A 24,796-nucleotide genomic window follows, 5' to 3' on the forward strand; every position below is an offset into this window, starting at 1 on the left:
TCCGTGCCCTGGACTGTTAATCCGTAGGTCCCTGGTTCGAGCCCAGGTCGGGGAGCCATTCAAGAAGCCTCACAAGCGCAAGCCTGTGAGGCTTTTTCTTTGGCTCTTTGCGCATTGATTCGTGATGGCTCACATGGTGAGCCATCGCAAGAAGACATTGGCTGGCATGGCCCCGACGGTCGGGGCATCAGGAGCCACAGATGCGCAGCCGAGAACTCAAGAGGATGCTGTCACGTCGGCCAGCTCCTCGACAACGATGGTTGCGCCCTCGGCCACATAGACCAGCGTGCAGAACGTTTCAAACTCCGCGCGCAGGGCCTTTGCGGTCTTGCCCTTGGGGACGTAGCGCACCGCGAAGCGCGGGGCGTGGATGGCCGCCAGAAGCTCGGCAAAGGTCGCCACCTCGCGGGCGGCGGCCTGGTACTCGTCGTTTGTGTCCCAGATGACCAGGCGGGCCGGCTTGTCGGCCTTGAGCCTGGCCTTGAGCCAGACCCCTTTGCCCATCTCCGACGCCGCCAGGATGGCCCAGCTTTGGCCCTTGGCGTCGGCGGCCATCAGTAGTCGATGAAGGGCCGCGAGCGCTCAGCGCGCAGGCTGATCGCAATCGGGCCGATGACCAGGCCGACGCGGCGGTCGACGAAGCCGGCGGCCAGCATCGTCCATTGGGGGGAGCGGTGAATTTCGATAGAGAGCTTCATGGTGGGGGCTCATTGCTGGGGTTGCAGGCGTTGGCCGGCGTGCGGCCGGTCATCGGCGAAGTTGGGGCCAGGCAGGGCCTGCGGTGCCGGCGCGGCGCGGGCCGCGCGCTCGGCGGCCTCACGGCGGGCGCGCAGCTCGGCGAAGTGCGCGCGGCCCATGCCCACGGCCGCCACGGTGGGCGGGATCGTGACGACGGCAAGCGCCAGCTCGGGGGACTTCACGGCGGACAGGTTCCAGCCGTGTTTCTCGGCCACGGCCGCAAAGGCGGTGCCGATCTGGCCGCATACCTCGGGCGTGTAGCAGGCCGGCAGGAAGGGCAGCGCGGGCGAGGCCATGGCGACGCCCATTTGCAGCATGGCGGCCAGCTCGGCGCCCTGGTCGGGCGGGGGCTCGGCTGGCGCGGCGCCAGGCAGTGCGGCGGCCTGGCCGGCAATCTCGGCATCAGCGGCGGCAGCGATGGCCGCCAGGTCGGCCGGCAGGCCCTCGGGGGCCGCGTGTTGTTGGTCGGGGGGCATGTTCAAGCCTTGTGCATCAGCGAGTCCCACAAGCCCGCACGGCGGGCCGGTGCGGCGGGCGCAGGGGTGGGAGGCTCGGCCGGCGCCATCGCGGCGGGGGCCGGGTCTTGCGGGATGATGATCGGCCGGTCAGCGACCGGCGGCACCGGCACCGGGGCGGGCGCCTGGTCGATCTTCTGAGCGCGGGTGTGGCGCAGCAGGCCCGCGGCCTGCTGGCCGTTCTTGGCCGGCGTCATCAGGCCGCACTCGGGGCAGTGCATGTAGGGCAGCTTCCCGTCGTTCTGCTTGACGTGGACGCCCGTGAAGTCACAGCTCGCGCAGGGCGCGGTGTGGCGGCCGATGATCTTGCCGGCCATCGTCAGGCTTTCGCTTCGGCCAGGTCGGCCAGGCGATCGATCAAAGTGCTGTGCAGCTCCAGCACGTAGCCGACGTGCGCCACCTTGGCGGCCAGGTCGGCCAGCGCGGCAGCATCGGGGGTCTGCGGCGCGGCCTGGTCGGCGGCCTGGTCGATGGCCTTGGCCGCGTCGTTGAGCTGTTCCAGGCCGACGCGCAGCGCGCCCCACTTGGTCTCATGCTCGGGGCGCACGGCGCCTGCGGCCTGCAGCTCGGCGGCCTGGCCGATCAGGCCGGCGACGGCGGCCACCAGGGCCAAAGTTTGGGATTTCATGGGGCAGCTCCTGAGGTTGAGGGGTCAGGAACCGCGTTTCAGCTCGTCCAGCTCGGCCCGCATTTCTGCAATGCAGCGCTCGGCCGCGTCCAGGCGGTCAAGCAGGGCAGTCAGGGGGCCACGAAGGAAGGCCGGGGCGAGGGCGAGAAGTGAGCGCGGTTCCATGGGCCGGCACGATGCCGCCCATGGACTCCGCGCGGTAGATCCGTCAGGGTCGAACCCGGCTGATCTTGCCGGCGCCTATGGAATCGCCTATAGAGGCGCTCACCTCAACCCTATAGAATTTCACCCATGGTCGGTTCCAAATCACGCGCCGCAGTCAAGAAGGCCCCCGCCAAGAAGCGGGCGGCCAAGCTCTCCCCTGAGGAGATTGCGCGCATTGACGCCTCTATAGAGCATGCTCGGGGAAAGCCCGGGTTTGAGATGGTGCGCGCCCTCGGCGAGCTGGCCAAGCTCGGACCCTACAAGTTCAAGCGGCTGAAGATTTGATTCTTCTCGATACGTCTGTCGTCATTGAGCTGATTGAACGAGGCGCTGGCTACGCAGTCTGCATGGAGCGGCTGGAGCAGTACGAGCCACGCCAGATCCACGTCAGCGCCATCACGATATTCGAGTTCGAAGCCGGCCTGTTCGATGGCAGCCCCAACATCCGGCAGCGCCGCGCCATGTGGCAACGATTCCAGGGCCTCATCACCTACGAGCTGGTGACCGACAGCATCGCCAGCGGCGGCGCCGGCATCGTGCGCGCCACGGCCAAGGCCGGCAAGCAGATCGGCGCGCTGGATGCGCTGATCGCCGCCACCGCGCTGGAATGGGATTTCACCCTCGCCACGCGAGACAGCGACTATGACCGCGTGAAGGGCCTGCGGGTCGAGCACTGGCGATAGAACACCCCAGGAGGCGTTTTTCCCGCCCCACTGCGGCCAGGGCCTCATGCCCTGGCCGTTTTCGCGTCTAGGGCCCTTCCTGCGACTCTGTGCGGCATCCCTCGGGTGCCGAAGCCTTCCCGCTTTCCGCGCCTTCCACCTTCAAGACGGTATTTCTGGGCCTGCGGATGCGTGACGACGGCGCCGACGCGTCGGGCTCCCGGGGGGCGTCTGCTTGCCCCCCCCCTGGGGGGCACTTGCTGCCTTCGCCATCCTGGCCTGCATGGCTCTGGTGGTCAGCGTGACAGGGGGGGCGTGCCCCGCGCCAGCGGGGCGAGTGTCTGGCCCCCTGGGGGGCCCAATTTTTCCCCCCTCGGGCGGCAACCCCTTCCAGCGCGGCAGGTCGAAATTTCCGGAATCCGCGTCCAGCACGATGGGGCCGGGCGGCGAGTCCGCCACCGGTGGCTGAGGCCCGAAATTTGTGGACAACTCCCCCTCTCCCAGATGGAATGAATTACCTGTTGGAGAGCTGTTCGAGTTCGCTGTTCGAGTTCCAGCCTGCATCGCCTCAGAACCCGCATCAGCATTGGGTTTTTTGGCTTTTCGGCCTGTTCGAGTTGCCTGTTCGAGTTTCGGTTGAGGGCGAGCGACAGCGTAGCGGGGCGCCACAACGAAAAACAGGCGCCCTTCGTCGATGGAATGGCGCTTGTCGCGGGCCAGGATGCGGCGGTCTTCCAGCAGCTTCACGGCCTTGCGAATGGCCTGCACGTCCGGCACGAAGTGGCGGGGGCCGCTGCGGGGCTGCAGTGGCGTCATGGCGCGCAACAGGTGGGAATAGCTGGTCTCGCCCTGCCCGTCGTCGTAGTTGCTGGCGCGCAGCAGCACGGTGAACAGGCGCCACATCCAGCCCGGCAGTGCGTCCAGCACTGCGGCTTCGTGTTCGTGGATCAGCAGGAAGGCGCCGGTCTGGCGCGCGGCCTTGACGGCCCGAAGGGTCAGCTGCTTCACGCCGCCGACCACTCGCGGCAGATGCCACCGCGCAGCACGGGGAAGTCGCCCAGCTCGCAGCGGATCAGGTGCGCCACGTCGGCCAGGTCGCAATGCGCGCATGTCTCGCAGCGCGGGCGCTCTTTGGGGCCTTCATAGGCCATGCGCGTGATGCGCTCGGCCTGGGTCGTCCTGGGGGCCTTCACGGGCCTGGCCGGAACCTCGGGAAGCTCAAGCTGCAGGCGCTCGGCCGGCAGCACGGGCACGCCGGCGAGCGGCAGCGTCGCGGTGTCGTGGGCGCAGCGCATCAGCAGCCCTTCGCGATGAGCTGCCGCGCTTGGTAGCGAACGGCGCTTTCGTACTCGTCGCAGAAAAGCGATGACAGGCCATTGGCCTTAGAAAAATCCCAGTCGGCCAGGTCGCGCTGCATAAGCCAGGCCGCGCGGCTCATGCCGTAGATCGCGTATTCCTCGGAGGTGCGGCCGGCATCGCGCATGCCGGGGCGAACGGTGGCGGCCCTCATGCGACCTGCACCACTGAGCGGACGACGAAGGAGAAGCCCGGCCAGGCGCGGCGGGCGCTTTCCATGGCCTGCGCCTTGGCGTCTTCGCTGTTGGCCGCCTGGCCGCTCCACTTGTGGCAGTAGCCGGTGCGCTGCACACTGGCCTCAACCATCCACAACATGCACGAAGTCCCGGCCGGCTGTGTCAGCCGGCAGGGGATGGTTTGCGTTGGCATCTGCTGCTTCAATTCGCTCTCCCGTCTTGCAACGATTCATTGCGAGCATAGTCGAATTTGCAGCAAATCACTAAACTTCTGGAAAACCAAAAGGAGTGTTGATGTTCAGGTCTTCCGACTACATCACCCGAGCCAAGGCACAGCTTGGCGATGAGGGCATGAGCGATAGGCAGTTGGGTGAGCTTCTGGGCGTCAGCGGCTCGCTGGTAGCTCAGGCGCGCTACGGCAACATGAGTGATCCGCTTGCGATGAAGATCGCAGCGGTTCTTGACATCCACGTCGGCGAGGTTGTCTCCGTCGCCCGTGCTGAGCGCGAGAAAGACCCAGAACTGAAGGCGGCGCTTCTGGAATGGGTACCAAAAACGCTAGCCGCCATGTCCAAGAAAACCACGCTGGTTGAGCGTGGCGGCGTGGCGGCTCTCGTCGAGCAGTTGACGGCTGAAGCACCAAAGAAAACGCCCCGCGCAAGGCGGGGCGTCATGTTGGCGGAGAGGGAGGGATTCGAACCCTCGGTACGGAAACCGTACGCCTGATTTCGAGTCAGGTACATTCGACCACTCTGCCACCTCTCCTGATTCGGTGCGCGTTGGTGCGAAGCCGACCATTATAGCCAGCTTTTCACCCCGGCTACAAATCAGCCGCGCAACACCTCCATGCCGCCCATGTAGGGGCGCAGCGCCTCGGGTACGGTGATGCTGCCGTCGGCGTTTTGGTAGTTCTCCAGCACGGCCACCAGCGTGCGGCCCACGGCCAGGCCGGAGCCGTTGAGCGTGTGCACGAACTCGTTCTTGCCCTGCGAGTTCTTGAAGCGCGCTTGCATGCGCCGCGCCTGGAAGGCACCCATGTTCGAGCAGGAGCTGATCTCGCGGTAGGTCTGCTGCGCCGGCACCCAGACTTCCAAGTCGTAGGTCTTGGTCGCGCCGAAGCCCATGTCGCCGGTGCACAGCAGCATGGTGCGGTACGGCAGCCCCAGCTTCTGCAGGATGGCCTCGGCATGCTGAGTCATCTCTTCCAGCGCGGCCATGCTGTGCTCGGGCTGCTCGATGCGCACCATCTCCACCTTGTCGAACTGGTGCTGGCGAATCAGGCCGCGCGTGTCGCGGCCGGCGGAGCCGGCTTCCGAGCGGAAGCAGGGGCTGTGCGCCGTCAGCTTCACGGGCAGCTCCTCGGCCTTCAGCACGCTCTCGCGCACGGTGTTGGTCAGCGAGATCTCCGACGTGGAGATCAGGTACTGCTCCACCTGCTCGTCGTCGCCGCCGCGCAGCACCCAGAACATGTCTTCCTTGAACTTGGGCAACTGGCCCGTGCCCTCCAGGATCTCGCGGTTGACGATGTAAGGCGTGTAGCACTCGATGTAGCCGTGCTCGGTGGTTTGCACGTCCAGCATGAACTGCGCAAGCGCACGGTGCAGGCGCGCCACGCCCCCCTTCAGGAAGGTGAAGCGCGAGCCGGACAGCTTGGCGCCGGTCTCGAAGTCCAGGCCCAGCGGGGCGCCGAGATCCACGTGATCCTTGACGTCGAAATCGAACGTGCGCGGCGTGCCCCAGCGGCGCACTTCGACGTTACCCGCCTCGTCGGCACCAGTGGGCACCGAGGCGTCGGGCAGGTTGGGCACGCTCATCAGCAGCGTGTTCAGCTCGACCTGGATGGCCTCCAGACGCTCGGCGCCGGCCTTCAGCTCGTCGGCGATACCACCGACCTCGGCCATCAGCGCCGAGGCGTCCTCGCCCTTGCCCTTGGCCATGCCGATCTGCTTGGACAGCGCGTTGCGGCGAGCCTGCAACTCCTCGGTGCGGGTCTGCACGCCCTTGCGCTCGGCCTCCAGCGCCTTGAAGCGCTCCACGTCCAGATAGGGCTGCGGGTTCTTGCGCGCGTTCAGCCGCTCGATGACGGTGTCGAGCTCCTTGCGCAGTTGGGTGATGTCAAGCATGGGTGTCCTTCAAGTCGAATACGAAAGCGGCGCCGATGTCAGGCGCCGCCGGATGCAGTGAGGCACCGGCTTCAAGATCGAGACGCGCTGACCTCGGCCATGGACTTGTCGCCCAGGCCCATGGGCAGCGGGAAGCGCACATGCTCCTCCACGCCCGGCAGGCTGCGCACGGTGGTTGCGCCCAAGGCGCGCAGGCGGTCGATGACGGCCTGCACCAGCACGTCGGGTGCCGAGGCGCCGGCAGTCAAGCCCACACGCGCCCGCCCCTCCAGCCATTCGGCCTTCAGGTCCTCGGCGGCGTCGACCATGTAGCCCGGCGTGCCCAGCCGCTCGGCCAGCTCGCGCAGGCGGTTGCTGTTGGAACTGGTGGGGCTCCCGACAACGATGACGACGTCCACCTGCGGCGCCAGCACCTTGACGGCATCCTGGCGGTTCTGCGTGGCGTAGCAGATGTCCTGCTGCTTGGGCTCGCGCACCTGCGGGAACACGCGCTTGACCTCGGCCAGGATCTCGGCCGCGTCGTCGACGCTGAGCGTGGTCTGCGTGACGACGGCCAGCTTGGTCTGGTCCTTGACGGTGACCTTGGCGACGTCCTCGACCTCCTCCACCAAAAAGATGCCGTCGGACAGCTGGCCCATCGTGCCCTCGACCTCAGGGTGGCCCTTGTGGCCGATCATGATGAACTCGAAGCCCTCGCGGTGCAGCTTGGCCACCTCGACGTGGACCTTGGTGACCAGCGGGCAGGTCGCGTCGAAGATCTGGAAGCCGCGCGCGGTGGCCTCGCGGCGCACCTCCTGGCTGACGCCGTGGGCGCTGAAGACGAGCGTCGCGCCAGCCGGCACCTCGGCCAGGTCCTCGATGAAGATGGCGCCGCGCGACTTCAGGTCGTTGACCACGTAGGTGTTGTGCACGATCTCGTGACGCACGTAGATGGGCGCGCCGAACTTGACCAGCGCCCGCTCGACGATCTCGATGGCCCGGTCCACGCCGGCGCAGAAGCCACGCGGCTCGGCCAGCAGCACTTCCTGGGGTTGCACGACGGCGTTCATCACAGCACCCCGATCACTTGCACTTCGAAGCTCACCGGCTGGCCGGCGAGCGGGTGGTTGAAGTCGAACAGCAGCGACTCGTCGCCCAGTTCGCGCACGACGCCGGCATAGCCGCCCTGCCCATCCGGGCCAGGGAACTGCACGACGTCGCCAACGCTGTAGACCTCGTCCGGGTCGCCTAGTTGGCGCAGCAGCGTGAGCTTTACGCGCTGCAGCAGCTCGGGGTTGCGCTCACCGAAGGCTTCGCCGGCGGCGAGCTGGAAGGTCTCGTGCGCGCCCTCCGGCAGGCCGATCAGGCGCGCCTCGATGGCGGGCGCCAGTTGGCCGGCGCCGAGCGACAACGTGGCGGGCTTGTCGTCGAAGGTGTTGACGATGTCAGCACCGTCCGGGCCCGTGAGCCGGTAATGCAGGGTCAGGAAGGACCCAGCCTGGATGGGGTTCATGCGAGAGAGGAGACGCTTGGCTAGACTGAGGCTGATTTTATGTCGCTGACCCACCTGCCCCCCGATGCCCGCCCGCGCGAGAAGCTGCTCGCCCGTGGGCCACAGGCGCTGGCGGACGCCGAACTGCTGGCGCTGCTGCTGCGCACGGGCCTGAAGGGCATGCCCGTGCTGCAGCTGGCGCAGAGCCTGCTGGACCGCTTCGGTGGCTGGGCCGGGCTGCTGGCGGCCAGCGTGCAGGACCTGGGCAAGGTCAAGGGCCTGGGGCCCGCCAAGCGGGCGGAGATCGCCGCGGTGCTGGAGATCACGAGGCGCTCGCTGAACCAGCGCCTGGCCGAGAAGCCGGCGATGAACGACGTGGACACCGTGAAGACCTACCTGCGCCTGCACCTGAGCGGGCTGGGACAGGAAGTGTTCGCCGTGCTGTTCCTTGACGCGCAGCTTCGCCTCATTGCGATGGAGACGCTGTTCCACGGCACGCTGACGGCCACGACCGTACACCCGCGCGAGGTCGTCAAGCGCGCGCTGGCGCTGAGCGCGGCCGCCGTGGTGCTGGCGCACAACCACCCCAGCGGCGTGGCCGAGCCATCGCGCGCCGACGAATCGCTGACGCGCCACCTCGCGCAGGCGCTCGCCTTGGTGGACGTGCGCGTCGTGGATCACTTCATCGTGGGCGCCGGTGGGGTGATGTCGTTTGCCGAGCGGGGCCTGCTGTGAGCCGCATCGCCCGCAGCCTGGCCGACCTGAAACCGCTGGCCAGCGAGCTGGCCGCCGCGCGCCTGGCCGCCGAAGCCGAGCGCGAGCGCGTGGCGGCCGCGCTGCGGCTGGCCGAGCAGGAGCGCCGCGTCTTCGAGCTCAGCGTCGGGCCGGTGACGCCGCTGCGCCGCATGGACCGCGTGATGCACGACCTGGCGCAACCCGCCCCCGAACCGCGCCAGCGCGAGGCCGACGAGCGCGCGGTGCTGCTGCAGGCACTGTCGGACGAGATCGACATCGAGAGCCTGCTGGAGACCGACGAGACGCTGTCCTTCCGCCGCGAGGGCATCAGTCTGGAGGTGGTGCGCAAGCTGCGCCGCGGCCACTGGGCACTGCAGGCGCAGCTGGACCTGCACGGCCTGAGGCGCGACGGCGCGCGCGAGGCGCTGAGTCTCTTCATCCATGACTCGGCGCGTCGCGGCCTGCGCTGCGTGCGCGTCGTGCATGGCAAGGGCCACGGCTCGCCTGGGCGCGAGCCGGTGCTCAAGGGCCGCGTGCGGCGCTGGCTGGTGCAGAAGAACGAGGTACTGGCCTTCGTTCAGGCGCGCGCCTGCGATGGCGGCGCGGGCGCTCTCATCGTGCTGCTGTCGGGCAGCGCCTGACACAGCACTGACGCACGGGCCCGCCACCACGTCACGTTGCGCGGCCGACACGGGGCGCGATGCCATTGACCCGCGCCGTTAGGCCGCAGTAGCCTGGGCACCTGCCGCCGCGAGCGCGACCGCTGGTTCCCCCACCGTCGAGAGGAGAGTCCATGAGCCCATCCCATGCCCAGACCCACCGTGCGCCGCAGCCCAGGAGTTACCTGGGCATCGGACTGGTGCTGACGCTGCACCTGGCCGGCATCTATGCGCTGAGCGCAGGCCTCGTGCGTCCTGAGCCCAAGCCGCCCGGCAACATCGTGCTGAGGCCGCTGCCGCCCGAGACACCGCCCGAACTGCCCAGGCCCGAGCCGCTGCGCGCCGACCAGCCGCTGCTGCGCGACCTGCACGTGATCCAGGTGCAACCGCCGGTGGTCGACATCGTCGCGCCGCAGGAGTCGGCCGCGCCCAGCGTCGTCGTGGCGCCTGCGGAGGCCACCCCGACACCTGCACGCCCCATGCCTGCACAAGGCCGGGCCCCTGCCCAGCCGGCCGTTGCCGGGCCCCAGGTGCAGGCGCCCGGGGCGGTCTGCTCCGTGATGCCCAGGCCGGAGGTGCCGGCGGTCAGCTGGAGCGGCGAGGCGGTGCTGCAGGTCATCGCCACCGTGCGTGGCGGTCGCGTCGTCGGCGCCGATGTGCGCGTGACGCAGGGCGCACCCGACGGCAAGACGCGGCGCGCACTGCAGCGGTCGGTGGAATCGGCGCTGGCCGGCTATGCGTGCCAGGGCGACGCGATGTTCCAGCAGGACTTCGCCTTCCGCGTCGACTGAATCCGACAGCCGTCCCCGGCCCGGCGTCGGTGGCGTCGCGGCGCCTCAGCCGCCGACGTTGCGCATCCAGTCCGCCGTGCCGGCGAAGGACTCCGCCAGGCGTTCACGCAAGGCGGGGTCCACACCGATCTCCTGCATGGCCTGGCCCATGCACGCGACCCATTCATCCCGCTCGGCGATGCCGATGCGGAACGGCAGGTGGCGCGCCCGCAGCCGCGGGTGGCCGAAGCGGCTGATGTAGTGATCGGGGCCGCCCAGCCAGCCGCACAGGAACCAAAACAGCTTGTCGCGCGCCGTGTCCAGCGAATCGACGTGCGCCGCGCGCAACCTCGCGTAGCCAGGCTCCAGCTCCATCAGGTCGTAGAAACGATCGACGAGCTCGCGCACGCGGCCTTCGCCGCCCAGCCAGTCGAACGCCGTGGTCGGTTGCGCGTCAGCCAAGGAGCTTGGTGGCCAGGGCCTTGATGGCCTGCGCAGCGTCGCAGCCCGGGTAGTTCTCGAGCATCAGCTGGCGCTTGAGTACCGCCTGGCGCACGGCCGGATCGGCACGCACCTCGCCCAGCAACTCCAGCCGGAAGCCCGTGCCGGGCGCCGGCCCCACGAAGCGCTGCAGCACCTGCTGCAGCTGGCTGCAGATCAGCTTGCCCTCGCCCACGCGGTTGGCCTGGTTGACCAGCAGGCCCACATGGCGGCGCTCCTGCTGGGTGGCAAGCACCTTGATGGTGGCGTAGGCATCCGTGAGGGACGTGGGCTCGGGCGTGGCGACGACAAGGACGTCCGCCGCCAGGGAGATCGCGAACAGCACCACGTCGGAAATGCCCGCGCCGGTGTCCAGCAGCACCCAGTCGAAGCGCGGCTTCACGAGGTCGATGATGTGCAGCAGCTTGTCGCGCACCTCGGGCGTGAGGCGCGAGTACTCCACCATGCCGGAGCCAGCCAGCAACACACTGAAGCCACCAGGCGCGGGCAGGATGGCCTGCTCCAGCGTGGCCTTCTCGGTGAAGACGTCGTGCAGAGTGAGCTTGGGGTGCAGGTTCAGCACCACGTCGAGGTTGGCCAGGCCGAGGTCGGCATCCAGCACCAGCACCTTCTGGCCGCGCGCGGCCAGCGCCGCCGCCAGGTTGGCGGTGACGAAGGTCTTGCCCACGCCGCCCTTGCCGCTGGTGACGGCCAGGGTACGGGCACCGGCGCGCGGCGGGCGCGCAGCAGCAGGATCGGTGTTCGTGCTCATGGCAGGTCCTGTTGCATTTCAAGAATCGGAGAGGCGAACAACATGCCCTTTTCTTCGGCACTGACCAGAGATTCGACCTGAGGTTCCAGGCAGGCGCGGTTGCGGCCTTCAGCCTTGGCGCGGTAGAGCTGGCGGTCAGCCCGCTCCGTCCACAGCAATGGTGACGAACGCACCCAGGCCGGCGCGAATGCGCCACCGAGACTGACGGTAACGCACAGCACCTGGCCGGGACTGACCTCGATGCTGAGCCCAGAGACGCGCTCGCGCACCCGCTCGGCAACGAGCAGGCCCACATGCGTGGCGCAGTTCGGCAGGATGATGGCAAATTCCTCGCCCCCCACACGTGCCACAAGGTCCATGGGACGCACGGCCTGCATGACGGCCTGCGCGACGGCACGGATCACCTGGTCGCCGGCCTGGTGGCCATGACCGTCGTTGACCGCCTTGAAGTGGTCGATATCCAACATCAGCAGCAGCGCCGGCTCGCCGGCGCGCGCCACGCGATCCACCTCACGCGCCAGCGCCATCTCGAAGCTGCGGCGGTTCACAAGGCCACTCAGCGCATCCTTGCTGGAAAGATCGCACAAGGCATCCACGACAGCTTGCAGCCAGGCAGCGCTGCGCGGCGTCTCATCCGGCAGCACCGCGCCCGCTTGCTGCAGCAGTTGCAGGGCCAGGCCCAGATCAAGCGCACGGGCGTCGATCAATGCAGGAACGGGCGGGCAGTTTTCCAAGGCGTTGCTGGTTGATCAAAAAGAAGCGCGGATGCGATCGGAGCCAGTCTAGCAGTGGCACTCGCTGGAGCAGGTCGTGAAACAGGCACGTTCCATCAGACTGTTTGCACTATGCTGGGTCGAACCCACCCCGGGGATGCCGGGGCTGCGGTGCAGAATGGCCCTGATACGCCCCATCTGCTGCGAGCGCTCACAAGTACTCCACCACCACATGCCCGCACCCGACCTCGCCCAAGGCAACGAAGACCACGAGTTCAGCTTCAGCAAGGCCGACTTCGACCGTGTGCGCGAGCTGATCTACAAGCACGCCGGCATCAGCCTGCACGATGGCAAGCATGCAATGGTCTACAGCCGGCTGTCACGGCGGCTGCGTGAGACAGGGCACCGCAGCTTCGCCAGCTACCTGCAGTGGCTGGAGGCCTCCAACGCCGCAGCGGAATGGCAGGAGTTCGTGAACTGCCTGACCACCAACCTGACCTCCTTCTTCCGCGAGGACCACCACTTCCACGCGCTGAAGGACGATCTCAAGCCCTACGTGGGCAAGCAGGTGCGCATCTGGTGTTGCGCGGCATCGACCGGCGAGGAGCCCTACTCCATTCTGATGACGTGCAGCGAGGCGCTGGGTAACGGGGCATCGGTACAACTCGTGGCCAGCGACATCGACACCAACGTGCTGGCCGCCGCCAAGCGCGGCGTCTACAACGCCGACGCGCGCGGCCTGGACGCCACGCGGCTGAAGAACTTCTTCATGCGCGGCACGGGCGGCAATGCCGGCAAGATCCGCGTCAAGCCCGAGTTGCAGCGTTGGGTGGACTTCCGCCCGCTGAACCTGATGGACGCGCAGTGGCAGCTCGGCGACCCATTCCACATGGTGTTCTGCCGCAACGTCATGATCTATTTCGATGCACCAACCCAGCGCAAGGTGCTGGAGCGCATTCACCGCGTCATGCGGCCGGGCGGCCTGCTCTTTGTGGGTCATTCCGAAAACTTCACCGAATCGCGCGACCTGTTCAAGCTGCGCGGCAAGACGATTTACGAACGGGTCTGATCCATGAGCACGCCTCTCGCTTCCGCCTTGACGCTTGGCAATCCCGCTGCAGTCGCCAAAGTCAATCAGCTCAAGGCTCAGCCGCGCAAGCAGGGCGAGGCCTCGTTCTTTTTCTACGACGCCCACTTCAAGAACGCGGCGGTCAAGATTCTGCCCGGCGAGTACTTCGTCGATCAGGAAGACCTGCTGGTCATGACCACGTTAGGCTCCTGCATCGCCGCCTGCCTGTGGGACCGTGTCGCCAAGGTCGGGGGCATGAACCACTTCATGCTGCCCGAGGGCAATGGTGACTCCGGCCGCTACGGGTCGTTCGCGATGGAGTTGCTGATCAACGAGATGATGAAGCGCGGTGCGGCCAAGTCGCGCATGGAGGCCAAGATCTTCGGCGGCGGCGCTGTGATCTCGGGCATGAACTCGATCAACGTCGGCGAGCGCAATACCAACTTCGTCATCGACTTCCTCAAGCTGGAACGCATCCCCATCGTGTCCAAGGACGTGATGGACGTCTATCCGCGCAAGGTCTGCTTCCTGCCGGCCAGTGGCAAGGCCATGGTGAAGCGCCTGGCACCGACCAATACTGATGCACTGGTCCAACAGGACAAGGCAGCAATCCAAAAAGTGCAGCCCGTCGCCAATGGCGGCGGCTCCATCGACCTGTTCTAAGGAGAGAAACCCATGGCCAAGACCACGGTCGTGGTGGTGGACGACTCGGCGCTCGTGCGCTCCATCCTCACCGAAATCATCAACCGCCAGACGGACATGGAATGCATCGGCGCGGCCGCCGATCCGCTGCTGGCGCGCGAGATGATCCGCAACCTCAACCCGGACGTCATCACGCTGGACGTGGAAATGCCGCGCATGGACGGGTTGGACTTCCTGTCGCGCCTGATGCGGCTGCGCCCCATGCCGGTGGTGATGGTGTCCACGCTGACCGAGCGTGGCGCCGAGGTCACACTGAAGGCCCTGGAGCTCGGCGCGGTGGACTTCGTCGCCAAGCCCAAGATCGGCGTGGCCGACGGCATCCGCCTGCTCGCGCAGGACATCACCGACAAGATCCGTATCGCCGCCAAGGCCCACATCCGCCGTGCGCCGCCTCCGCCCGCCGCCGGGTCAGCGGCGCCCGCGCCAGCCAAGCCGGTCACGATGGCCAGCCTGGGCCGCGCGTCAACCGAGAAGCTCATCTTCATCGGCGCCTCCACCGGCGGCACCGAGGCCACCAAGGACGTGCTGGTCAATCTGCCGGCGGACAGTCCCGCCGTCGTCATCACCCAGCACATGCCACCGGGCTTCACCAAGAGCTATGCGGCGCGGCTGGACGGTCTGTGCAAGATCCGCGTGAAGGAAGCGCAGGACGGCGAGCGCATCCTGCCCGGCCACGGCTACATCGCCCCTGGCGGCCTGCACCTGACCGTGGAGCGCAGCGGCGCCAACTACATCGCCCGCGTGCAGGACGGCGACCCCATCAACCGCCACAAGCCGTCGGTCGAGGCGCTGTTCCTGTCGGCAGCGCGCGTGGTGGGCCAGAACGCCATCGGCATCATGCTGACCGGCATGGGCGCCGATGGCGCCCGCGCCATGAAGGTCATGAAAGACGCCGGCTCCTACAACTACTGCCAGGACGAGGCCAGCTGCGTCGTCTTCGGCATGCCGCGCGAGGCCATCGCGGCCGGCGCAGCCGACGAGGTGCTGCCGCTCAACCAGATCGCCGGCAAGGTGCTGGAACGTCTGCGGGCCACGTCGGGCATGTCGCTGAACCGCGTCTGATCCCTAGTTCGATGGCGCCAGGCGCGCGCGGGCTGGGTTACGGTGCGCGCTTCGCCACGGAGCCCTGTTCATGAAGCTGCCCCTTTCCACCTCCACCGCGCTCGCCTTGCTCAGCGCGGGCGCTGCGCACGCGGCCGATGCGTCGTTCAGCACCGAACAGGCCTTTGTCGCAGCAGCCGGCGCCACGGTGATCGAGAGCTTCGAGACGCTGGCAGGCCGGGATCGCACCCTGGCGCCCATCGTCACGTCGACGTTCACCCTCAGCACGGCCGCGGCGCCCATGGGCATCCAGACCAGCGCCAACGCCCCGTCCGACGGCTTCGGCGCTGCGGCGGTCGACGGCAGCCAGTACGTGTCGATCTACCTGCAGAACCTGGCACCCGGCAGCATCAGCTTCACGCTAGCGGCGCCCAGCACGAGCTTCGGCCTGTATTTGAGCGACCTCGGCGAAACCAGCGGACAGATCCGCGTGCAAACCAACAACGGCGTCTTCGCCAGCGGGCTGGTGGTCGCCACGTTTCCGCCAACCGTGAGCAACGGGCAACAGCGCTTCGTCGGCGTCACGCAGAACCAGGCATTCACGCAGGTCACGCTGACGGTCACGGGCGTGGACGAGGCCTATGGCCTGGACAAGGTCTACGTCAGCGCCGTGCCCGAGCCTGCGGCGGCCTGGCTGATGCTGGCCGGCCTGGGCGTGGCGGGCATCGCCGCCCGGTCGCGTCGCGCACGCTGATCGCGACAGAGTGGCGCGGCGGCGCCTCAGAGGAACAGCTGCTGTAGGTCGCTCAGGAAGTCGAAGCCGCGCTCGGTAGGCTGGATGCGCGCGGGGTCAGCCTCCAGCAGGCCGCGCCCACGGGCCGTCTCCAGTGCCTGGGCAATGCTGGACGGCGGCAGCCCGGTGCGCTCCAGGAACTGCGTCACCGTCACGCCCTCCTTGAGCCGCAGCGCGTTCAGCATGAACTCGAACGGCAGGTCCTTGCGGGCCACCTCGTGCTCGTTACTGACCTTGTTGTCCTGGGCCATGAAGGCTGCCGGCTCACGCCAGCGCACCTGGCGCAGCACGCGATGCGGAAAGCTCAGCTTGCTGTGTGCCCCGGCGCCGATGCCGAGGTAGTCACCGAACTGCCAGTAGTTCAGGTTATGCGCGCAGCGGTGGCCGTCGCGGGCGTAGGCCGAGACCTCGTAGCGCGACAGCCGCTGTGCACCGGTCTTCGTGGTGATGAGGTCCAGCATGTCGCTGGCCAGGTCAGGATCGGGCAGGTGCTCGGGCGTGCGCGTCGCGAAGACCGTGTTGGGCTCGATGGTCAGGTGGTAGACGGACAGGTGCGGGGGCTGAAAGCCCAGCGCCGTGTCCAACTCGCGCGACAGGTCGTCCAGCGTCTGACCGGGCAGCGCGTACATCAGGTCGAGGTTCCAGGTCTCGAACGCGCCGGCCGCCTCAGCCAGCGCCTCACGCGCCTGCGTGGCACTGTGCACACGCCCCAAGGTCTTCAGCTGCACGTCGTCGAAGCTCTGTACGCCCACCGAAAGCCGCGTGACACCCGCGTAACGGAAGCCGGCAAAACGCTCGCGCTCGAAAGTGCCCGGGTTGGCCTCCAGCGTGATCTCGCACCCGGCCTCCAGCGGCAGGCGGGCGCGGATGTCGCTGATGAGCTGCCCGATTTGCTCGGGATTGAACAGGCTGGGCGTGCCGCCGCCGATGAAGACGCTGACGATGGGTCGTCCCCAGATCAGCGGGAGTGCCGCTTCGAGATCGGCGCGCAGTGCCGCGAGGTAGGCCTCCGCCGTGTCTGCGGCGAGTCCACCGTTCTTCACCTCGTGCGAGTTGAAGTCGCAGTACGGGCACTTGCGCAGGCACCACGGCAAATGCACGTACAGCGCCAGCGGCGGCAGTGCGGGCAGTTGCAGCGTGCCCGGGCGCATCAGGTGCAGCAAATCAGCCATGACGTCAGCCGAGGTACCAGACCTCGCGGAACTGCTGGATGAGCTGCACCGCCGCCAGCGCGCGATGGCTGTGCTGGTTCTTGACCGCGGCGCCCAGGCTGGCCACGGTCTGGCCGAGCGCCGGGATGTACATCAACGGGTCGTAGCCGAAACCGCCCTCGCCGCTCGGCGCGGTCAGGATCTCTCCCATCCAGCGCCCCATCGCGATCAACGGCTCGGGGTCATCGGCGCTGCGCACGGCCACCAGCGCGCAGACGAAGCGCGCACGCCGGTCTTCGGCGCCGCTCAGCTCGCGCAACAAGCGCTCGTTGTTGGCGGCATCGCTCTTCTCACCGCCCGCATCCAGCGCATACCGGGCCGAGCGCACGCCCGGTGCGCCCCCCAGCACGTCGACGCTGATGCCGGAGTCGTCGGCCAGCGCCGGGAGGCCGCTGAGCCTGGCTGCATGGCGGGCCTTGGCCAAGGCGTTTTCGGCAAAGGTGTCGAAGGGCTCCTCCGCCTCCGGAATGCCCAGGCTGCCCTGGTTCACCAGCTCGATGCCAAGCGGTGCGAACAAGGCCTGCAGCTCGACGAGCTTCTTGGCGTTGTTGGAGGCCAGGACGAGCTTCATGCCGACTTCTGCAAAGCGATCAGCTCACGGATGCCCTTGTCCGCCAGGTCGAGCAGTGCGTTCATCTCGTCGCGCGTGAAGACGACGCCCTCCGCCGTGCCCTGCAGCTCAACGAAGCCACCCGAGCCCGTCATGACGACATTCATGTCCGTGTCGCAGGCCGAATCCTCGGTGTACTCCAGGTCCAGCAGCGGCACGCCGTCGACGATGCCGACGGAGATGGCCGCCACCGAGTCCTTGATCGGCGAGCGCGACAGCTTGCTTTCCGCAATCAGTTTGTTGACGGCATCCGTCGCGGCCACGAAGGCGCCGGTGATAGCCGCCGTGCGCGTGCCGCCGTCGGCCTGCAGCACGTCGCAGTCCAGCGTGATGGTGCGCTCACCGAGCGCGGCGAGGTCGAACACGGCGCGCAGCGAGCGGCCGATGAGGCGCTGGATCTCCTGCGTGCGGCCGCTCTGCTTGCCCTTGGCCGCCTCGCGGTCGCTGCGGGTGTGCGTGGCACGCGGCAGCATGCCGTATTCGGCCGTCACCCAGCCCTCGCCCGAGCCGCGCTTGTGAGGCGGCACGCGCTCTTCCACCGAGGCGGTGCAGAGCACCCGCGTCGAGCCGAACTCGATGAGCACGGAGCCCTCGGCATGCACGGTGAAGCCACGGGTGATGCGCACCGGGCGCAATTGATTGGCAGCGCGGCCAGCGCTGCGCGTGAAGGTCTTGGTCATGACAGGGAAAAAAGAGTTAGCGGCGATGCAGGCCGCGACCGGACTGGCGGATGGCTTCGTTGATCTCGCGCACCGAGCGCTCGATCTCCTCGTCATCCATGCCGGCGACGAGGTCGGCGTCCAGCGCGCCCTGGATGGTGGAGGCAAAGCCGGAATTGCCGAGGTTCTGCGTGGTGTCGCCGGCGGGATCGCCCTCGCCTTCCCACTCCACGGACAGTACCGTCACGTTGTCACTGCGCTCGCCACCGCGGCGCAGCGCCTGCTCCACCAGCTCCGGCACGGCCTCCGAGATGGCCAGGTCGGCCATCTGGCGGACGATCTCGTGGTCTTCGACGCTACCCCACAGGCCGTCGGAGCACAGCAGGATGCGGTCCCCCGGCTCCAAGATCAACGGGCCCTGGCAGTCCACCATGGGCTTGCCCGGGCTGCCCAGGCAGGTAAAGAGCACATTGCGGTTGAACGCCTCGGTCCCGCGGCCCACGCGCCCCAGCGCCTCCTGCAGTTCCGAGTAGGAGTGGTCACGGGTGCGCGCGATCAACTTGCCACTGCGCACGAGGTACAGCCGCGAGTCACCGCAATGCGCCCACCAAGCCAGATTGCCCTGCAGGATGCAGGCAACGAGGGTGGTGCGTGGCGTGTCGGTCAGGCCCTTGCTCTCGGCGTAGCGCAGCAGCTGGTGATGGGCGATGACGATGGTTTCCTGCAGGAAGCGCTGCGGATCGTCGAGCACCGGGCGCGCATCCTGCTGGAACAGCGCGGCCAACGTCTGCAACGCAATCTGCGCGGCGACCTCGCCTTCCGGATGGCCACCCATGCCGTCGGCCAGCGCGAACAGGCCGGCTTCCCGCGTGAAGCAATAGCCCATGCGGTCCTCGTTGGTCTCGCGGCCACCGCGACGACTGACTTGGAAGACGCTGAATCTCAAGCTTTTGCCCCGGACTTCAAGTTTTCCAGTTGAAGTTTCAGCCGCTCGCTAAAACTGAGCTTGGTGTAGCGCCGCTCGGTCTCGCGGGCGAGTTCCTTCTGCAGCGCGAACACGCTCTGCGGGCGCGACAGCGGGTCCAGGGACATGCACCACTCGGTCACTTCGAGCAGGTTGTCGGAATAGACATTGCGCAGGCGCGATAGGCTCAGGTTGAGCCGGTCCTTCTCCAGCCGCTGCGGCGCGTCGTTGGGCGGATAGCCCTGCATGCAGGCATAGATGCAGGCGCCAATGGCGTAGATATCCGTCCACGGGCCCAGCGAACCGTCGCGGCGGTACATCTCCGGCGCGGCAAAGCCGGGCGTGTACATCGGGCGGATGAAGTTGCCTTCCTTGCTCAGCACTTCGCGCGCGGCGCCAAAGTCCAGCAGTACGGCCTTGTTGTCGTTCGTGATGAAGATGTTGGCCGGCTTGATGTCCAAATGGAGCATCTTGTGCTGGTGCACGATGCGCAGGCCGCGCAGGATCTCGTCGAACAGGCTGCGGATGGTGGACTCGCGGAACACTTTGTCGCGCTTCATGTCGCGCGCGGTCACGATGAAATCCTGCAGCGTGTCGCCCTGCAGGTAGTTCATGACCATATATACGGTCTCGTTCTCGCGCAGGAAGTTCAGCACCGAGACGACGCTGGGGTGAGAGATCTGCGCGAGTGAACGGCCTTCCTCGAAGAAACTCTTCAGGCCGAGTCGGTACAGCGGCTGCTTCTCGGGCTTGACGCGCGGCGTCAGCTCTCCCGGGGAACGCTCGGCCAGCGACGAGGGCAGGTATTCCTTCAGCGCGACGAGGTGGTGGTCCGGGTCTTCGGCCAGATAAACCACGCCGAAACCGCCAGCTGCCAGCCGCTTGATGATCTGGTAGCCCCCTACCACCGTGCCTGCTGGCAATGGCGCCGGCTTCGGCTTGGACATAATCGCGTTTTGTCTGTTTATGCGAGTGCGAAATGCCAGTCTACAGCATGACCGGGTACGCCAATTCCACGGCACAGCCCCCTAAGGCCGACGACGGCACCACCCTTTCACAGGCCAGCGTGAGCGTTGAATTGCGCTCGGTCAATGGCCGCTTCCTGGACCTGTCCCTGCGCATGCCGGAAGAGTTACGAGGGTTGGAACCCCAGCTGCGCGAACTCATCGCGGCGCGATTCAAGCGCGGCAAGATTGAGCTGCGCATCAATACCCAGCGAGAAACCGACGGCAGCTGGCCACAGCCTCACCCCGAGCAACTGAATCGCCTGGCGAACCTGGAATCCAAGGTGCGCACCTGGCTGCCGCAGGCGACGCCACTGTCCGTCCACGAAGCCTTGAACTGGTGCAAGGCAGGCGGCAGTACGACGGCCCAACTCGACGGGCCGACGCTCGAGGCCGCCAGGGCCTGCGTCGAGGGCCTTGCCGAATCGCGCGAGCGCGAGGGCGAAAAGCTGGTGCTCATCCTGACGGAGCGCATCAAGCGCCTGCGCGAGCTGGCTGACGAAGCCGAGCCGCTGCTGCCGGCCGTCGTCGCCCGTCAGCAACAACGCTTCCTCGAACGCTGGCAGGAAGCCTTGGCAAGCACCGGCGCGGCCAGCAGCGTGCCGCAAGAAGCACTGCAGGAGCGCGCCCTGAACGAGGCCGCTGCGTTTGCCATCCGCATCGACGTTGCCGAGGAACTGGCCCGGCTACGCGCCCATCTCGATGAACTCACCCGCCTGTTGAAGAAAGGTGGCGAACTCGGAAAGCGGCTCGACTTCCTGATCCAGGAGCTGCACCGTGAAGCCAACACCTTGGGCTCGAAATCCGCCGCGCTCGAGCTGACCAATGTGTCTGTCGAGATGAAAGTCGCCATCGAACAAATGCGGGAGCAGGTGCAAAACATTGAGTAGGGGGGATGCGGACAAAAACTTGGACTGGTTATGCGGCGATGCCCAGGCGCCGGCGATGCTGGGCGGGACTGCGAAAGCCCAGTGAGCTCTTGATCCGGACCTCGTTGTACCGGCGGATGTACGCATCCAGCGCCGCGACGAACTCGTCGATGCTCGTTGACAGCCAGTCGCGGGCAAAGAACATCTCGATCTTGAGCCGACCAAAGAAGCCTTCGCACGCCGCGTTGTCGGGCGAGCATCCCTTGCGTGACATCGAGCGGACTAGCTTTGCATCGGCGATTCGAGCCAGCCAACCTGGCCACCGATAATGACCGCCACGATCGGAATGCACCACGGGCCTCTCGCCACTGGCAGTGACCTTGTCGATCGCAGCGTCGAGCATCGTGTTGACCAACTCGGCATTTGGCCGCGTGCCGATCGACCAGCTCACGACCATGCCGTCGAAGCAATCGATCATGGGTGAGAGATACACCTTGCCAGCCGGTATCTGGAACTCCGTGATGTCCGTGAGCCACTTCTCGTTCGGCGCACGGGCGCTGAAATCTCGGTTCAACACGTTGTCGGGCGCTGGGCTGATCTCGCCCATGTAGGAGCCGTACCGACGGCGTCTGCTCGTCGCGACACCAAGCACTCCTGCTTCATCAGACGGCGCACGACCTTCTCCGACACGTTGACGCACTGATCGCTCAGCGATGCATCCCCGGCGGCCACCCAAATTCCCCCACTGATGGCCACCCCAAATTCCCCCACCCCAGCGCCGTCGTGACGACGAGCTGAGCTTGCCGTACGCGGCGCCGGGGTAACCCCGGCAGGGCGTTACTTTTCTCTCCCTCTGACGCCTGAGGGAGCCACGGAGTGAACGTCTTGAAGCCGCACCTACGAATCACCCTGCAGACCCTGCTGGACGCTGGCACCAGCCAGCGCGAGATCGAGCGCGTCACCGGCATTGATCGCAAGACGATCCGCGCGTATCAGAAGCGTCTTGCCCAAGAGCGCGCGGCGAACTCCTCCGGGGTGGCCACCGACCCCGGCATTCAAATTCCCCCACCCCGGCCACCGGCTTCAGCAACTGCGACGACAGAGCGGCACATCAAGCGGCACCTGGTGAAACCGGTCGAGGCGAACGATCGCGAGGTGGAGCGCCGCGTCAGCAATGCTGCCGACGGCACCTGACACACAGCTCCTCAGCGGTTCGGCCCGCTCACGAGGATCGGCGTATGCACGATGAAGTAGACCGGCTGTAGCTTGGTGTCGCTGGTCTTCAGCCTTTTGCCACAGGAGTTTTGGAAGATGCGGGGTTGGATTTTGGAAAGACCAAGAAAAAAGCACCTAGCGTTTCCGCTAAGTGCTTGTTTTCATTCTTAATTTTTGGTGGGCCCTGAGTGACTCGAACACTCGACCTACGGATTAAGAGTCCGCTGCTCTACCAACTGAGCTAAGAGCCCTGATTCAACTTGACTGCTGTCCTGCTGAGCCAACTAGTTTAGCATGATTTTTTGTCACACTAAAAAATTTTTGGTGGGATGTGCAGGATTCGAACCTGCGACCAACGGATTAAAAGTCCGCTGCTCTACCGACTGAGCTAACATCCCGCGTCAAGCAGAGCCTAGCATTCTAGTCATCTTTCTGCCTTGTTCGCAAGTACTTGAGAAAACTTTTTTACTTGCGCCCCTGGCTTGCCGCTCGAGCGATGTGCAGACGCTGCAGCTCCGCCGCAGCGCACAGCCCAAATGTCGCCGTGACAGTCACGCTCGAACCGTAGCCATGGCAGTTCAAGCTGCCGTCCACCTCGCAGGCCTCACCTTCCGGCCGCTGGGGCTGGTGCACTGGTTCCTTCGAGTACACACAGGCAACCCCCATGGTGCCGACACGCGGCGCGCCATGCTGCTTGCGCAGGCGTTGGCGCAGCGAAGCCAGCAGCGGGTCGTGAGTGGTGGCGCTGAGGTCGTCCAATTGCACGCGGTGCGGCTCGCGCTTGCCACCCGCTGCGCCGACAGTCACGAAGGGCAGTTCCAGCTGGCGGGCCCAGTCAGCCAGCACGGCTTTGGCGCGTACCTGGTCGCAGCAATCAATGAGGCCGTCGACCGCAGCGCCGCCCAGCAGCTTCGGCCAGTTGTCGGCGTCGACAAACTCCTCGATCACGCGCACGGAACAGCCTGGATGGATATCCGCGACACGCAGGCGCGAGGCCTCGGCCTTGGCCATGCCGACGGTGGACCCCAAGGCCTGGATCTGGCGATTGATGTTGGATTCGGAGACCTGATCCAGATCGATCAGGACCAGTTCGGCGACACCGCTGCGGGCCAGCGCCTCCGCGGCCCAGGAACCGACGCCGCCCAGCCCGACGACGGCGAATCTCGCCGTGCGCAGACTGTTGTAGGCGGCATCACCATGGAGCCGGCGCAGGCCGCCGAAGCGACGCTCCAGATCGGCGTCGTCATCGGCGACGACTGCCCGATCTTGCGCGTTCACTTCAGTGTGGCCAGGCGTTCCTTGCCCGCCTGCGCGGCCTCGGTGCCCGGGTAGGCCTTGATGAGGTCCTCCAGGCTGCGTCGCGCCGCCTTGACCTCCTTCAGCTCGATCTGGCAATTCGCCAGCGCGAGCAGTGCCTCGGCCGCCCGAGGGTGGTCGGGGTTGCCGGCGATGAAGGCGCGGAAGGTCGCGATCGCGTCTTTGTAGTCGCGCTTGCCGTACTGCGCATTGCCGAGCCAGAAGCGCACGGAATCCGTGTAGCCGCTGGCTGTGTAGCGCTTCAGGAAGGCATTCAGCGCCGACACGGCCTCGACGAAGTCGCCACGACGTACGAGACCGATGGCGGCGTCGTACTGGCCACGTTCCTCGGGGCTGACCTGGAACTCACGGCCGTCGAGGTTGACCTTCTGCGGCTCCAGCGGCTTCAGGCGTGCATCAACGGACTGGGACTGGTCGGTCAGCTTGCGCTGGGTGTCGGCCAGGTCGCGGGCCAACCGCTCGTTGGCGCCACGCAGCGTGGCCACCTCGGCGCGCAGTGCGTCGAGCTGGCTGTTCAGGTCCAACATGCTGCGGCGCAGCGGCTGCAGCTGCTCCTGCACCAACGCACTCAGCTGCTCGGCACGCTGCTTGGCGGCGTCCTCGTTGGCCTGGATCTTGGTGCGCAATTCGAGGATGGCCTTGCGGGCTTCGTCATCCTCGAACAAGCCGGCCTGGGCCGGCTGCATGAAGGCCGCGCCCGCGGCCAGAGCGAGAAGCGTCGGGCGCAACAGGCGCGAAAAACGCATCACTTGTCCTTGAGCTCGACGCGACGGTTCTTGCCCCAGGCTTCTTCACCGCTGCCTTGCACGGCCGGGCGCTCCTTGCCGAAGCTGACAGCCTCGACCTGGGTGCCACCCACGCCCAGCAGCGTCAGCGACTTGGCCACGGCTTCGGCACGGCGCTGGCCCAGAGCCAGGTTGTACTCACGGCCACCGCGCTCGTCGGTGTGGCCTTCCAGCGTCAGCGCCAGCTTCTTGTTGTTGTTCAGGCGCTTGGCGTGCAGGTCGACCAGCGGGCGGTACTCTTCCTTGACGACGTCGCTGTCGAAGTCGAAGTAGACGACGCGCTTGCCCTGGACTTGCTGCGTCAGCTGCTCGTCCAGCGTCAGGGTCTTGACTTGGGACTGGGGCACCGGGGCGACATTGCCTTGCGGGGCAGGCGTGGGGGCAGGCGTCGGAGCGACGTCCTTGACCGGCGCCGGCTCATCCAGCTTGACGGTGGACTGGCAGCCGGCCAGGGCAGCAGCGGCAATCAGGGTGAGCGCGTAACGGGTCAGCTTCATTAGAGTGGTCTCCACAACAGACAGGGGCAGGGTGAAACAGCAAAGCCGACAACGTTGC

At 66.7% G+C, this 24,796-nt stretch carries 34 protein-coding genes, 3 tRNA genes and 1 pseudogene; 11 read left to right on the forward strand and 27 right to left on the reverse strand.

Annotation, left to right across the window (positions count from 1 at the left end):
• Nucleotides 1-216: 216 nt before the first annotated feature.
• Genes ACG0Z3_RS07495 through ACG0Z3_RS07515 form a run of 5 tightly spaced genes read right to left on the reverse strand, consistent with a single transcriptional unit; the run spans nt 217 to nt 1,881 of the window.
• Nucleotides 217-555: a hypothetical protein gene (locus ACG0Z3_RS07495; protein WP_394396659.1), complete on the reverse strand. Its 339-nt coding sequence runs from the start codon at nt 553-555 to the stop codon at nt 217-219.
• Nucleotides 555-698 carry a hypothetical protein gene (locus ACG0Z3_RS07500; protein WP_394396660.1) on the reverse strand — a complete coding sequence of 48 codons (144 nt, stop codon included), beginning with the start codon at nt 696-698 and terminating at the stop codon, nt 555-557. The genes ACG0Z3_RS07495 and ACG0Z3_RS07500 overlap by 1 nt, the downstream gene beginning before the upstream one ends.
• Before the next feature lie 9 nt (nt 699-707).
• A complete protein-coding gene (locus ACG0Z3_RS07505; RefSeq protein WP_394396661.1) occupies nt 708-1,214 on the reverse strand; it encodes a hypothetical protein in 507 nt (168 codons plus the stop codon).
• 2 nt (nt 1,215-1,216) lie between these two features.
• On the reverse strand, nt 1,217-1,570 hold the full coding sequence (locus ACG0Z3_RS07510; RefSeq protein ID WP_394396662.1) for a hypothetical protein: 354 nt from the start codon (nt 1,568-1,570) through the stop codon (nt 1,217-1,219).
• A 2-nt stretch (nt 1,571-1,572) separates the two neighbouring features.
• Nucleotides 1,573-1,881: a hypothetical protein gene (locus tag ACG0Z3_RS07515; protein WP_394396663.1), complete on the reverse strand. Its 309-nt coding sequence runs from the start codon at nt 1,879-1,881 to the stop codon at nt 1,573-1,575.
• A gap of 291 nt (nt 1,882-2,172) precedes the next feature.
• On the opposite strand from ACG0Z3_RS07515, the gene ACG0Z3_RS07520 reads away from it, so the two are divergent.
• Both ACG0Z3_RS07520 and ACG0Z3_RS07525 read left to right on the forward strand, forming a co-directional pair.
• A complete protein-coding gene (locus ACG0Z3_RS07520; protein WP_394396664.1) occupies nt 2,173-2,370 on the forward strand; it encodes a hypothetical protein in 198 nt (65 codons plus the stop codon).
• Entirely contained in the window at nt 2,367-2,768 is a 402-nt protein-coding gene (locus tag ACG0Z3_RS07525) for a type II toxin-antitoxin system VapC family toxin (protein ID WP_394396665.1), read from the forward strand. The genes ACG0Z3_RS07520 and ACG0Z3_RS07525 overlap by 4 nt, the downstream gene beginning before the upstream one ends.
• 141 nt (nt 2,769-2,909) lie before the next feature.
• Here the strand turns inward: ACG0Z3_RS07525 and ACG0Z3_RS07530 are convergent, their stop codons facing one another.
• The 8 genes from ACG0Z3_RS07530 to ACG0Z3_RS07565 all read right to left on the reverse strand — a co-directional run bounded on the left by ACG0Z3_RS07530 (nt 2,910) and on the right by ACG0Z3_RS07565 (nt 7,894).
• The gene (locus ACG0Z3_RS07530; RefSeq protein WP_394396666.1) at nt 2,910-3,755 is read right to left on the reverse strand and encodes a hypothetical protein; all 846 of its coding nucleotides are present in this window, start codon (nt 3,753-3,755) and stop codon (nt 2,910-2,912) included.
• On the reverse strand, nt 3,752-4,042 hold the full coding sequence (locus ACG0Z3_RS07535; protein ID WP_394396667.1) for a hypothetical protein: 291 nt from the start codon (nt 4,040-4,042) through the stop codon (nt 3,752-3,754). The genes ACG0Z3_RS07530 and ACG0Z3_RS07535 overlap by 4 nt, the downstream gene beginning before the upstream one ends.
• A complete protein-coding gene (locus ACG0Z3_RS07540) occupies nt 4,042-4,257 on the reverse strand; it encodes a hypothetical protein (RefSeq protein WP_394396668.1) in 216 nt (71 codons plus the stop codon). Before ACG0Z3_RS07540 ends, ACG0Z3_RS07535 begins: the two co-directional genes overlap by 1 nt.
• Nucleotides 4,254-4,418, reverse strand: coding sequence for a hypothetical protein (locus ACG0Z3_RS07545; RefSeq protein ID WP_394396669.1), 165 nt, complete (start codon nt 4,416-4,418; stop codon nt 4,254-4,256). The genes ACG0Z3_RS07540 and ACG0Z3_RS07545 overlap by 4 nt, the downstream gene beginning before the upstream one ends.
• A 537-nt stretch (nt 4,419-4,955) precedes the next feature.
• Nucleotides 4,956-5,044, reverse strand: a tRNA-Ser gene (locus ACG0Z3_RS07550).
• Between the two features lie 62 nt (nt 5,045-5,106).
• A complete protein-coding gene (gene serS, locus ACG0Z3_RS07555) occupies nt 5,107-6,402 on the reverse strand; it encodes a serine--tRNA ligase (protein ID WP_394396670.1) in 1,296 nt (431 codons plus the stop codon).
• Nucleotides 6,403-6,473: 71 nt separating this feature from the next.
• The gene (gene ispH / locus ACG0Z3_RS07560) at nt 6,474-7,451 is read right to left on the reverse strand and encodes a 4-hydroxy-3-methylbut-2-enyl diphosphate reductase (protein ID WP_394396671.1); all 978 of its coding nucleotides are present in this window, start codon (nt 7,449-7,451) and stop codon (nt 6,474-6,476) included.
• Nucleotides 7,451-7,894 carry an FKBP-type peptidyl-prolyl cis-trans isomerase gene (locus ACG0Z3_RS07565; RefSeq protein ID WP_394396672.1) on the reverse strand — a complete coding sequence of 148 codons (444 nt, stop codon included), beginning with the start codon at nt 7,892-7,894 and terminating at the stop codon, nt 7,451-7,453. Before ACG0Z3_RS07565 ends, ispH begins: the two co-directional genes overlap by 1 nt.
• Nucleotides 7,895-7,933: 39 nt before the next feature.
• Between ACG0Z3_RS07565 and radC the strand changes: the two genes are divergently transcribed.
• From radC to ACG0Z3_RS07580, 3 genes are all read left to right on the forward strand, one after another.
• Nucleotides 7,934-8,608, forward strand: a complete 675-nt coding sequence (radC, locus tag ACG0Z3_RS07570) for a RadC family protein (RefSeq protein WP_394396673.1) — start codon at nt 7,934-7,936, stop codon at nt 8,606-8,608.
• Complete coding sequence (locus tag ACG0Z3_RS07575) at nt 8,605-9,249, forward strand: Smr/MutS family protein (protein ID WP_394396674.1); 645 nt, start codon at nt 8,605-8,607, stop codon at nt 9,247-9,249. Before radC ends, ACG0Z3_RS07575 begins: the two co-directional genes overlap by 4 nt.
• Nucleotides 9,250-9,401: 152 nt before the next feature.
• Complete coding sequence (locus tag ACG0Z3_RS07580) at nt 9,402-10,058, forward strand: hypothetical protein (RefSeq protein WP_394396675.1); 657 nt, start codon at nt 9,402-9,404, stop codon at nt 10,056-10,058.
• A 45-nt stretch (nt 10,059-10,103) separates the two neighbouring features.
• Here the strand turns inward: ACG0Z3_RS07580 and ACG0Z3_RS07585 are convergent, their stop codons facing one another.
• The 3 genes from ACG0Z3_RS07585 to ACG0Z3_RS07595 are packed head-to-tail and all read right to left on the reverse strand — an operon-like array spanning nt 10,104 to nt 11,996.
• Nucleotides 10,104-10,499 (reverse strand): group II truncated hemoglobin, encoded by a 396-nt coding sequence (locus ACG0Z3_RS07585; protein ID WP_394396676.1) that lies wholly within the window; start codon nt 10,497-10,499, stop codon nt 10,104-10,106.
• Nucleotides 10,492-11,289, reverse strand: coding sequence for a MinD/ParA family protein (locus tag ACG0Z3_RS07590; RefSeq protein ID WP_394396677.1), 798 nt, complete (start codon nt 11,287-11,289; stop codon nt 10,492-10,494). Before ACG0Z3_RS07590 ends, ACG0Z3_RS07585 begins: the two co-directional genes overlap by 8 nt.
• On the reverse strand, nt 11,286-11,996 hold the full coding sequence (locus ACG0Z3_RS07595) for a GGDEF domain-containing protein (protein ID WP_394396678.1): 711 nt from the start codon (nt 11,994-11,996) through the stop codon (nt 11,286-11,288). Before ACG0Z3_RS07595 ends, ACG0Z3_RS07590 begins: the two co-directional genes overlap by 4 nt.
• 238 nt (nt 11,997-12,234) lie before the next feature.
• On the opposite strand from ACG0Z3_RS07595, the gene ACG0Z3_RS07600 reads away from it, so the two are divergent.
• The 4 genes from ACG0Z3_RS07600 (at nt 12,235) to ACG0Z3_RS07615 (ending at nt 15,568) form a co-directional block, all read left to right on the forward strand.
• Nucleotides 12,235-13,071, forward strand: coding sequence for a CheR family methyltransferase (locus ACG0Z3_RS07600; RefSeq protein ID WP_394396679.1), 837 nt, complete (start codon nt 12,235-12,237; stop codon nt 13,069-13,071).
• Nucleotides 13,072-13,074: 3 nt separating this feature from the next.
• Nucleotides 13,075-13,734 carry a chemoreceptor glutamine deamidase CheD gene (cheD, locus tag ACG0Z3_RS07605; RefSeq protein ID WP_394396680.1) on the forward strand — a complete coding sequence of 220 codons (660 nt, stop codon included), beginning with the start codon at nt 13,075-13,077 and terminating at the stop codon, nt 13,732-13,734.
• 12 nt (nt 13,735-13,746) lie between these two features.
• Nucleotides 13,747-14,835 (forward strand): protein-glutamate methylesterase/protein-glutamine glutaminase, encoded by a 1,089-nt coding sequence (locus tag ACG0Z3_RS07610; protein WP_394396681.1) that lies wholly within the window; start codon nt 13,747-13,749, stop codon nt 14,833-14,835.
• Nucleotides 14,836-14,905: 70 nt separating this feature from the next.
• The gene (locus ACG0Z3_RS07615) at nt 14,906-15,568 is read left to right on the forward strand and encodes a PEP-CTERM sorting domain-containing protein (RefSeq protein ID WP_394396682.1); all 663 of its coding nucleotides are present in this window, start codon (nt 14,906-14,908) and stop codon (nt 15,566-15,568) included.
• A gap of 26 nt (nt 15,569-15,594) precedes the next feature.
• Here ACG0Z3_RS07615 and hemW read toward each other — a convergent pair whose 3' ends face one another.
• The 5 genes from hemW to ACG0Z3_RS07640 are packed head-to-tail and all read right to left on the reverse strand — an operon-like array spanning nt 15,595 to nt 19,998.
• Nucleotides 15,595-16,779: a radical SAM family heme chaperone HemW gene (hemW, locus tag ACG0Z3_RS07620; RefSeq protein WP_394396683.1), complete on the reverse strand. Its 1,185-nt coding sequence runs from the start codon at nt 16,777-16,779 to the stop codon at nt 15,595-15,597.
• Nucleotides 16,780-16,783: 4 nt separating this feature from the next.
• Nucleotides 16,784-17,389 carry a non-canonical purine NTP pyrophosphatase gene (locus tag ACG0Z3_RS07625; protein ID WP_394396684.1) on the reverse strand — a complete coding sequence of 202 codons (606 nt, stop codon included), beginning with the start codon at nt 17,387-17,389 and terminating at the stop codon, nt 16,784-16,786.
• Nucleotides 17,386-18,108, reverse strand: coding sequence for a ribonuclease PH (rph, locus tag ACG0Z3_RS07630; RefSeq protein ID WP_394396685.1), 723 nt, complete (start codon nt 18,106-18,108; stop codon nt 17,386-17,388). The genes ACG0Z3_RS07625 and rph overlap by 4 nt, the downstream gene beginning before the upstream one ends.
• Nucleotides 18,109-18,124: 16 nt before the next feature.
• Nucleotides 18,125-19,033, reverse strand: a complete 909-nt coding sequence (locus ACG0Z3_RS07635; RefSeq protein WP_394396686.1) for a PP2C family protein-serine/threonine phosphatase — start codon at nt 19,031-19,033, stop codon at nt 18,125-18,127.
• A complete protein-coding gene (locus tag ACG0Z3_RS07640; protein ID WP_268168990.1) occupies nt 19,030-19,998 on the reverse strand; it encodes a serine/threonine protein kinase in 969 nt (322 codons plus the stop codon). Before ACG0Z3_RS07640 ends, ACG0Z3_RS07635 begins: the two co-directional genes overlap by 4 nt.
• Nucleotides 19,999-20,030: 32 nt before the next feature.
• On the opposite strand from ACG0Z3_RS07640, the gene ACG0Z3_RS07645 reads away from it, so the two are divergent.
• Nucleotides 20,031-20,945, forward strand: a complete 915-nt coding sequence (locus ACG0Z3_RS07645; RefSeq protein WP_394396687.1) for a YicC/YloC family endoribonuclease — start codon at nt 20,031-20,033, stop codon at nt 20,943-20,945.
• 28 nt (nt 20,946-20,973) lie between these two features.
• On the opposite strand, the pseudogene ACG0Z3_RS07650 reads toward ACG0Z3_RS07645, so the two are convergent.
• Nucleotides 20,974-21,641: pseudogene (locus ACG0Z3_RS07650) on the reverse strand (IS3 family transposase); the annotation flags it as partial.
• Nucleotides 21,642-21,800: 159 nt separating this feature from the next.
• On the opposite strand from ACG0Z3_RS07650, the gene ACG0Z3_RS07655 reads away from it, so the two are divergent.
• The gene (locus ACG0Z3_RS07655) at nt 21,801-22,118 is read left to right on the forward strand and encodes a hypothetical protein (protein ID WP_394396688.1); all 318 of its coding nucleotides are present in this window, start codon (nt 21,801-21,803) and stop codon (nt 22,116-22,118) included.
• A gap of 196 nt (nt 22,119-22,314) precedes the next feature.
• Here ACG0Z3_RS07655 and ACG0Z3_RS07660 read toward each other — a convergent pair.
• From ACG0Z3_RS07660 to pal, 5 genes are all read right to left on the reverse strand, one after another.
• A tRNA-Lys gene (locus ACG0Z3_RS07660) sits at nt 22,315-22,390 on the reverse strand.
• Nucleotides 22,391-22,461: 71 nt separating this feature from the next.
• Nucleotides 22,462-22,537: transfer RNA gene (locus ACG0Z3_RS07665), tRNA-Lys, on the reverse strand.
• Between the two features lie 67 nt (nt 22,538-22,604).
• Nucleotides 22,605-23,417, reverse strand: a complete 813-nt coding sequence (locus ACG0Z3_RS07670; RefSeq protein WP_394396689.1) for a tRNA threonylcarbamoyladenosine dehydratase — start codon at nt 23,415-23,417, stop codon at nt 22,605-22,607.
• A complete protein-coding gene (ybgF, locus tag ACG0Z3_RS07675) occupies nt 23,414-24,202 on the reverse strand; it encodes a tol-pal system protein YbgF (protein WP_394396690.1) in 789 nt (262 codons plus the stop codon). The genes ACG0Z3_RS07670 and ybgF overlap by 4 nt, the downstream gene beginning before the upstream one ends.
• Complete coding sequence (pal, locus tag ACG0Z3_RS07680) at nt 24,202-24,738, reverse strand: peptidoglycan-associated lipoprotein Pal (RefSeq protein WP_268165418.1); 537 nt, start codon at nt 24,736-24,738, stop codon at nt 24,202-24,204. The genes ybgF and pal overlap by 1 nt, the downstream gene beginning before the upstream one ends.
• Nucleotides 24,739-24,796: the final 58 nt, after the last annotated feature.

Origin of the sequence: Pelomonas margarita (genome assembly GCF_043555875.1) — a bacterium.
Classification (GTDB): domain Bacteria; phylum Pseudomonadota; class Gammaproteobacteria; order Burkholderiales; family Burkholderiaceae_C; genus Pelomonas; species Pelomonas margarita.

What these genes read in the sequence shown, in the direction of transcription:
- serS (WP_394396670.1), bottom strand. Translation starts at nt 6,402, where the DNA reads ATGCTTGACATCACCCAACTGCGCAAGGAGCTCGACACCGTCATCGAG.
- ACG0Z3_RS07615 (WP_394396682.1), top strand. Translation starts at nt 14,906, where the DNA reads ATGAAGCTGCCCCTTTCCACCTCCACCGCGCTCGCCTTGCTCAGCGCG.
- ybgF (WP_394396690.1), bottom strand. Translation starts at nt 24,202, where the DNA reads ATGCGTTTTTCGCGCCTGTTGCGCCCGACGCTTCTCGCTCTGGCCGCG.
- cheD (WP_394396680.1), top strand. Translation starts at nt 13,075, where the DNA reads ATGAGCACGCCTCTCGCTTCCGCCTTGACGCTTGGCAATCCCGCTGCA.
- radC (WP_394396673.1), top strand. Translation starts at nt 7,934, where the DNA reads ATGTCGCTGACCCACCTGCCCCCCGATGCCCGCCCGCGCGAGAAGCTG.
- rph (WP_394396685.1), bottom strand. Translation starts at nt 18,108, where the DNA reads ATGACCAAGACCTTCACGCGCAGCGCTGGCCGCGCTGCCAATCAATTG.
- ACG0Z3_RS07610 (WP_394396681.1), top strand. Translation starts at nt 13,747, where the DNA reads ATGGCCAAGACCACGGTCGTGGTGGTGGACGACTCGGCGCTCGTGCGC.
- ACG0Z3_RS07545 (WP_394396669.1), bottom strand. Translation starts at nt 4,418, where the DNA reads ATGTTGTGGATGGTTGAGGCCAGTGTGCAGCGCACCGGCTACTGCCAC.
- ACG0Z3_RS07500 (WP_394396660.1), bottom strand. Translation starts at nt 698, where the DNA reads ATGAAGCTCTCTATCGAAATTCACCGCTCCCCCCAATGGACGATGCTG.
- ACG0Z3_RS07600 (WP_394396679.1), top strand. Translation starts at nt 12,235, where the DNA reads ATGCCCGCACCCGACCTCGCCCAAGGCAACGAAGACCACGAGTTCAGC.
- ACG0Z3_RS07495 (WP_394396659.1), bottom strand. Translation starts at nt 555, where the DNA reads ATGGCCGCCGACGCCAAGGGCCAAAGCTGGGCCATCCTGGCGGCGTCG.
- ACG0Z3_RS07565 (WP_394396672.1), bottom strand. Translation starts at nt 7,894, where the DNA reads ATGAACCCCATCCAGGCTGGGTCCTTCCTGACCCTGCATTACCGGCTC.
- ACG0Z3_RS07645 (WP_394396687.1), top strand. Translation starts at nt 20,031, where the DNA reads ATGCCAGTCTACAGCATGACCGGGTACGCCAATTCCACGGCACAGCCC.
- ACG0Z3_RS07590 (WP_394396677.1), bottom strand. Translation starts at nt 11,289, where the DNA reads ATGAGCACGAACACCGATCCTGCTGCTGCGCGCCCGCCGCGCGCCGGT.
- ispH (WP_394396671.1), bottom strand. Translation starts at nt 7,451, where the DNA reads ATGAACGCCGTCGTGCAACCCCAGGAAGTGCTGCTGGCCGAGCCGCGT.
- ACG0Z3_RS07515 (WP_394396663.1), bottom strand. Translation starts at nt 1,881, where the DNA reads ATGAAATCCCAAACTTTGGCCCTGGTGGCCGCCGTCGCCGGCCTGATC.
- ACG0Z3_RS07505 (WP_394396661.1), bottom strand. Translation starts at nt 1,214, where the DNA reads ATGCCCCCCGACCAACAACACGCGGCCCCCGAGGGCCTGCCGGCCGAC.
- ACG0Z3_RS07580 (WP_394396675.1), top strand. Translation starts at nt 9,402, where the DNA reads ATGAGCCCATCCCATGCCCAGACCCACCGTGCGCCGCAGCCCAGGAGT.
- pal (WP_268165418.1), bottom strand. Translation starts at nt 24,738, where the DNA reads ATGAAGCTGACCCGTTACGCGCTCACCCTGATTGCCGCTGCTGCCCTG.
- ACG0Z3_RS07540 (WP_394396668.1), bottom strand. Translation starts at nt 4,257, where the DNA reads ATGAGGGCCGCCACCGTTCGCCCCGGCATGCGCGATGCCGGCCGCACC.
- ACG0Z3_RS07520 (WP_394396664.1), top strand. Translation starts at nt 2,173, where the DNA reads ATGGTCGGTTCCAAATCACGCGCCGCAGTCAAGAAGGCCCCCGCCAAG.
- hemW (WP_394396683.1), bottom strand. Translation starts at nt 16,779, where the DNA reads ATGGCTGATTTGCTGCACCTGATGCGCCCGGGCACGCTGCAACTGCCC.
- ACG0Z3_RS07535 (WP_394396667.1), bottom strand. Translation starts at nt 4,042, where the DNA reads ATGCGCTGCGCCCACGACACCGCGACGCTGCCGCTCGCCGGCGTGCCC.
- ACG0Z3_RS07625 (WP_394396684.1), bottom strand. Translation starts at nt 17,389, where the DNA reads ATGAAGCTCGTCCTGGCCTCCAACAACGCCAAGAAGCTCGTCGAGCTG.
- ACG0Z3_RS07510 (WP_394396662.1), bottom strand. Translation starts at nt 1,570, where the DNA reads ATGGCCGGCAAGATCATCGGCCGCCACACCGCGCCCTGCGCGAGCTGT.
- ACG0Z3_RS07640 (WP_268168990.1), bottom strand. Translation starts at nt 19,998, where the DNA reads ATGTCCAAGCCGAAGCCGGCGCCATTGCCAGCAGGCACGGTGGTAGGG.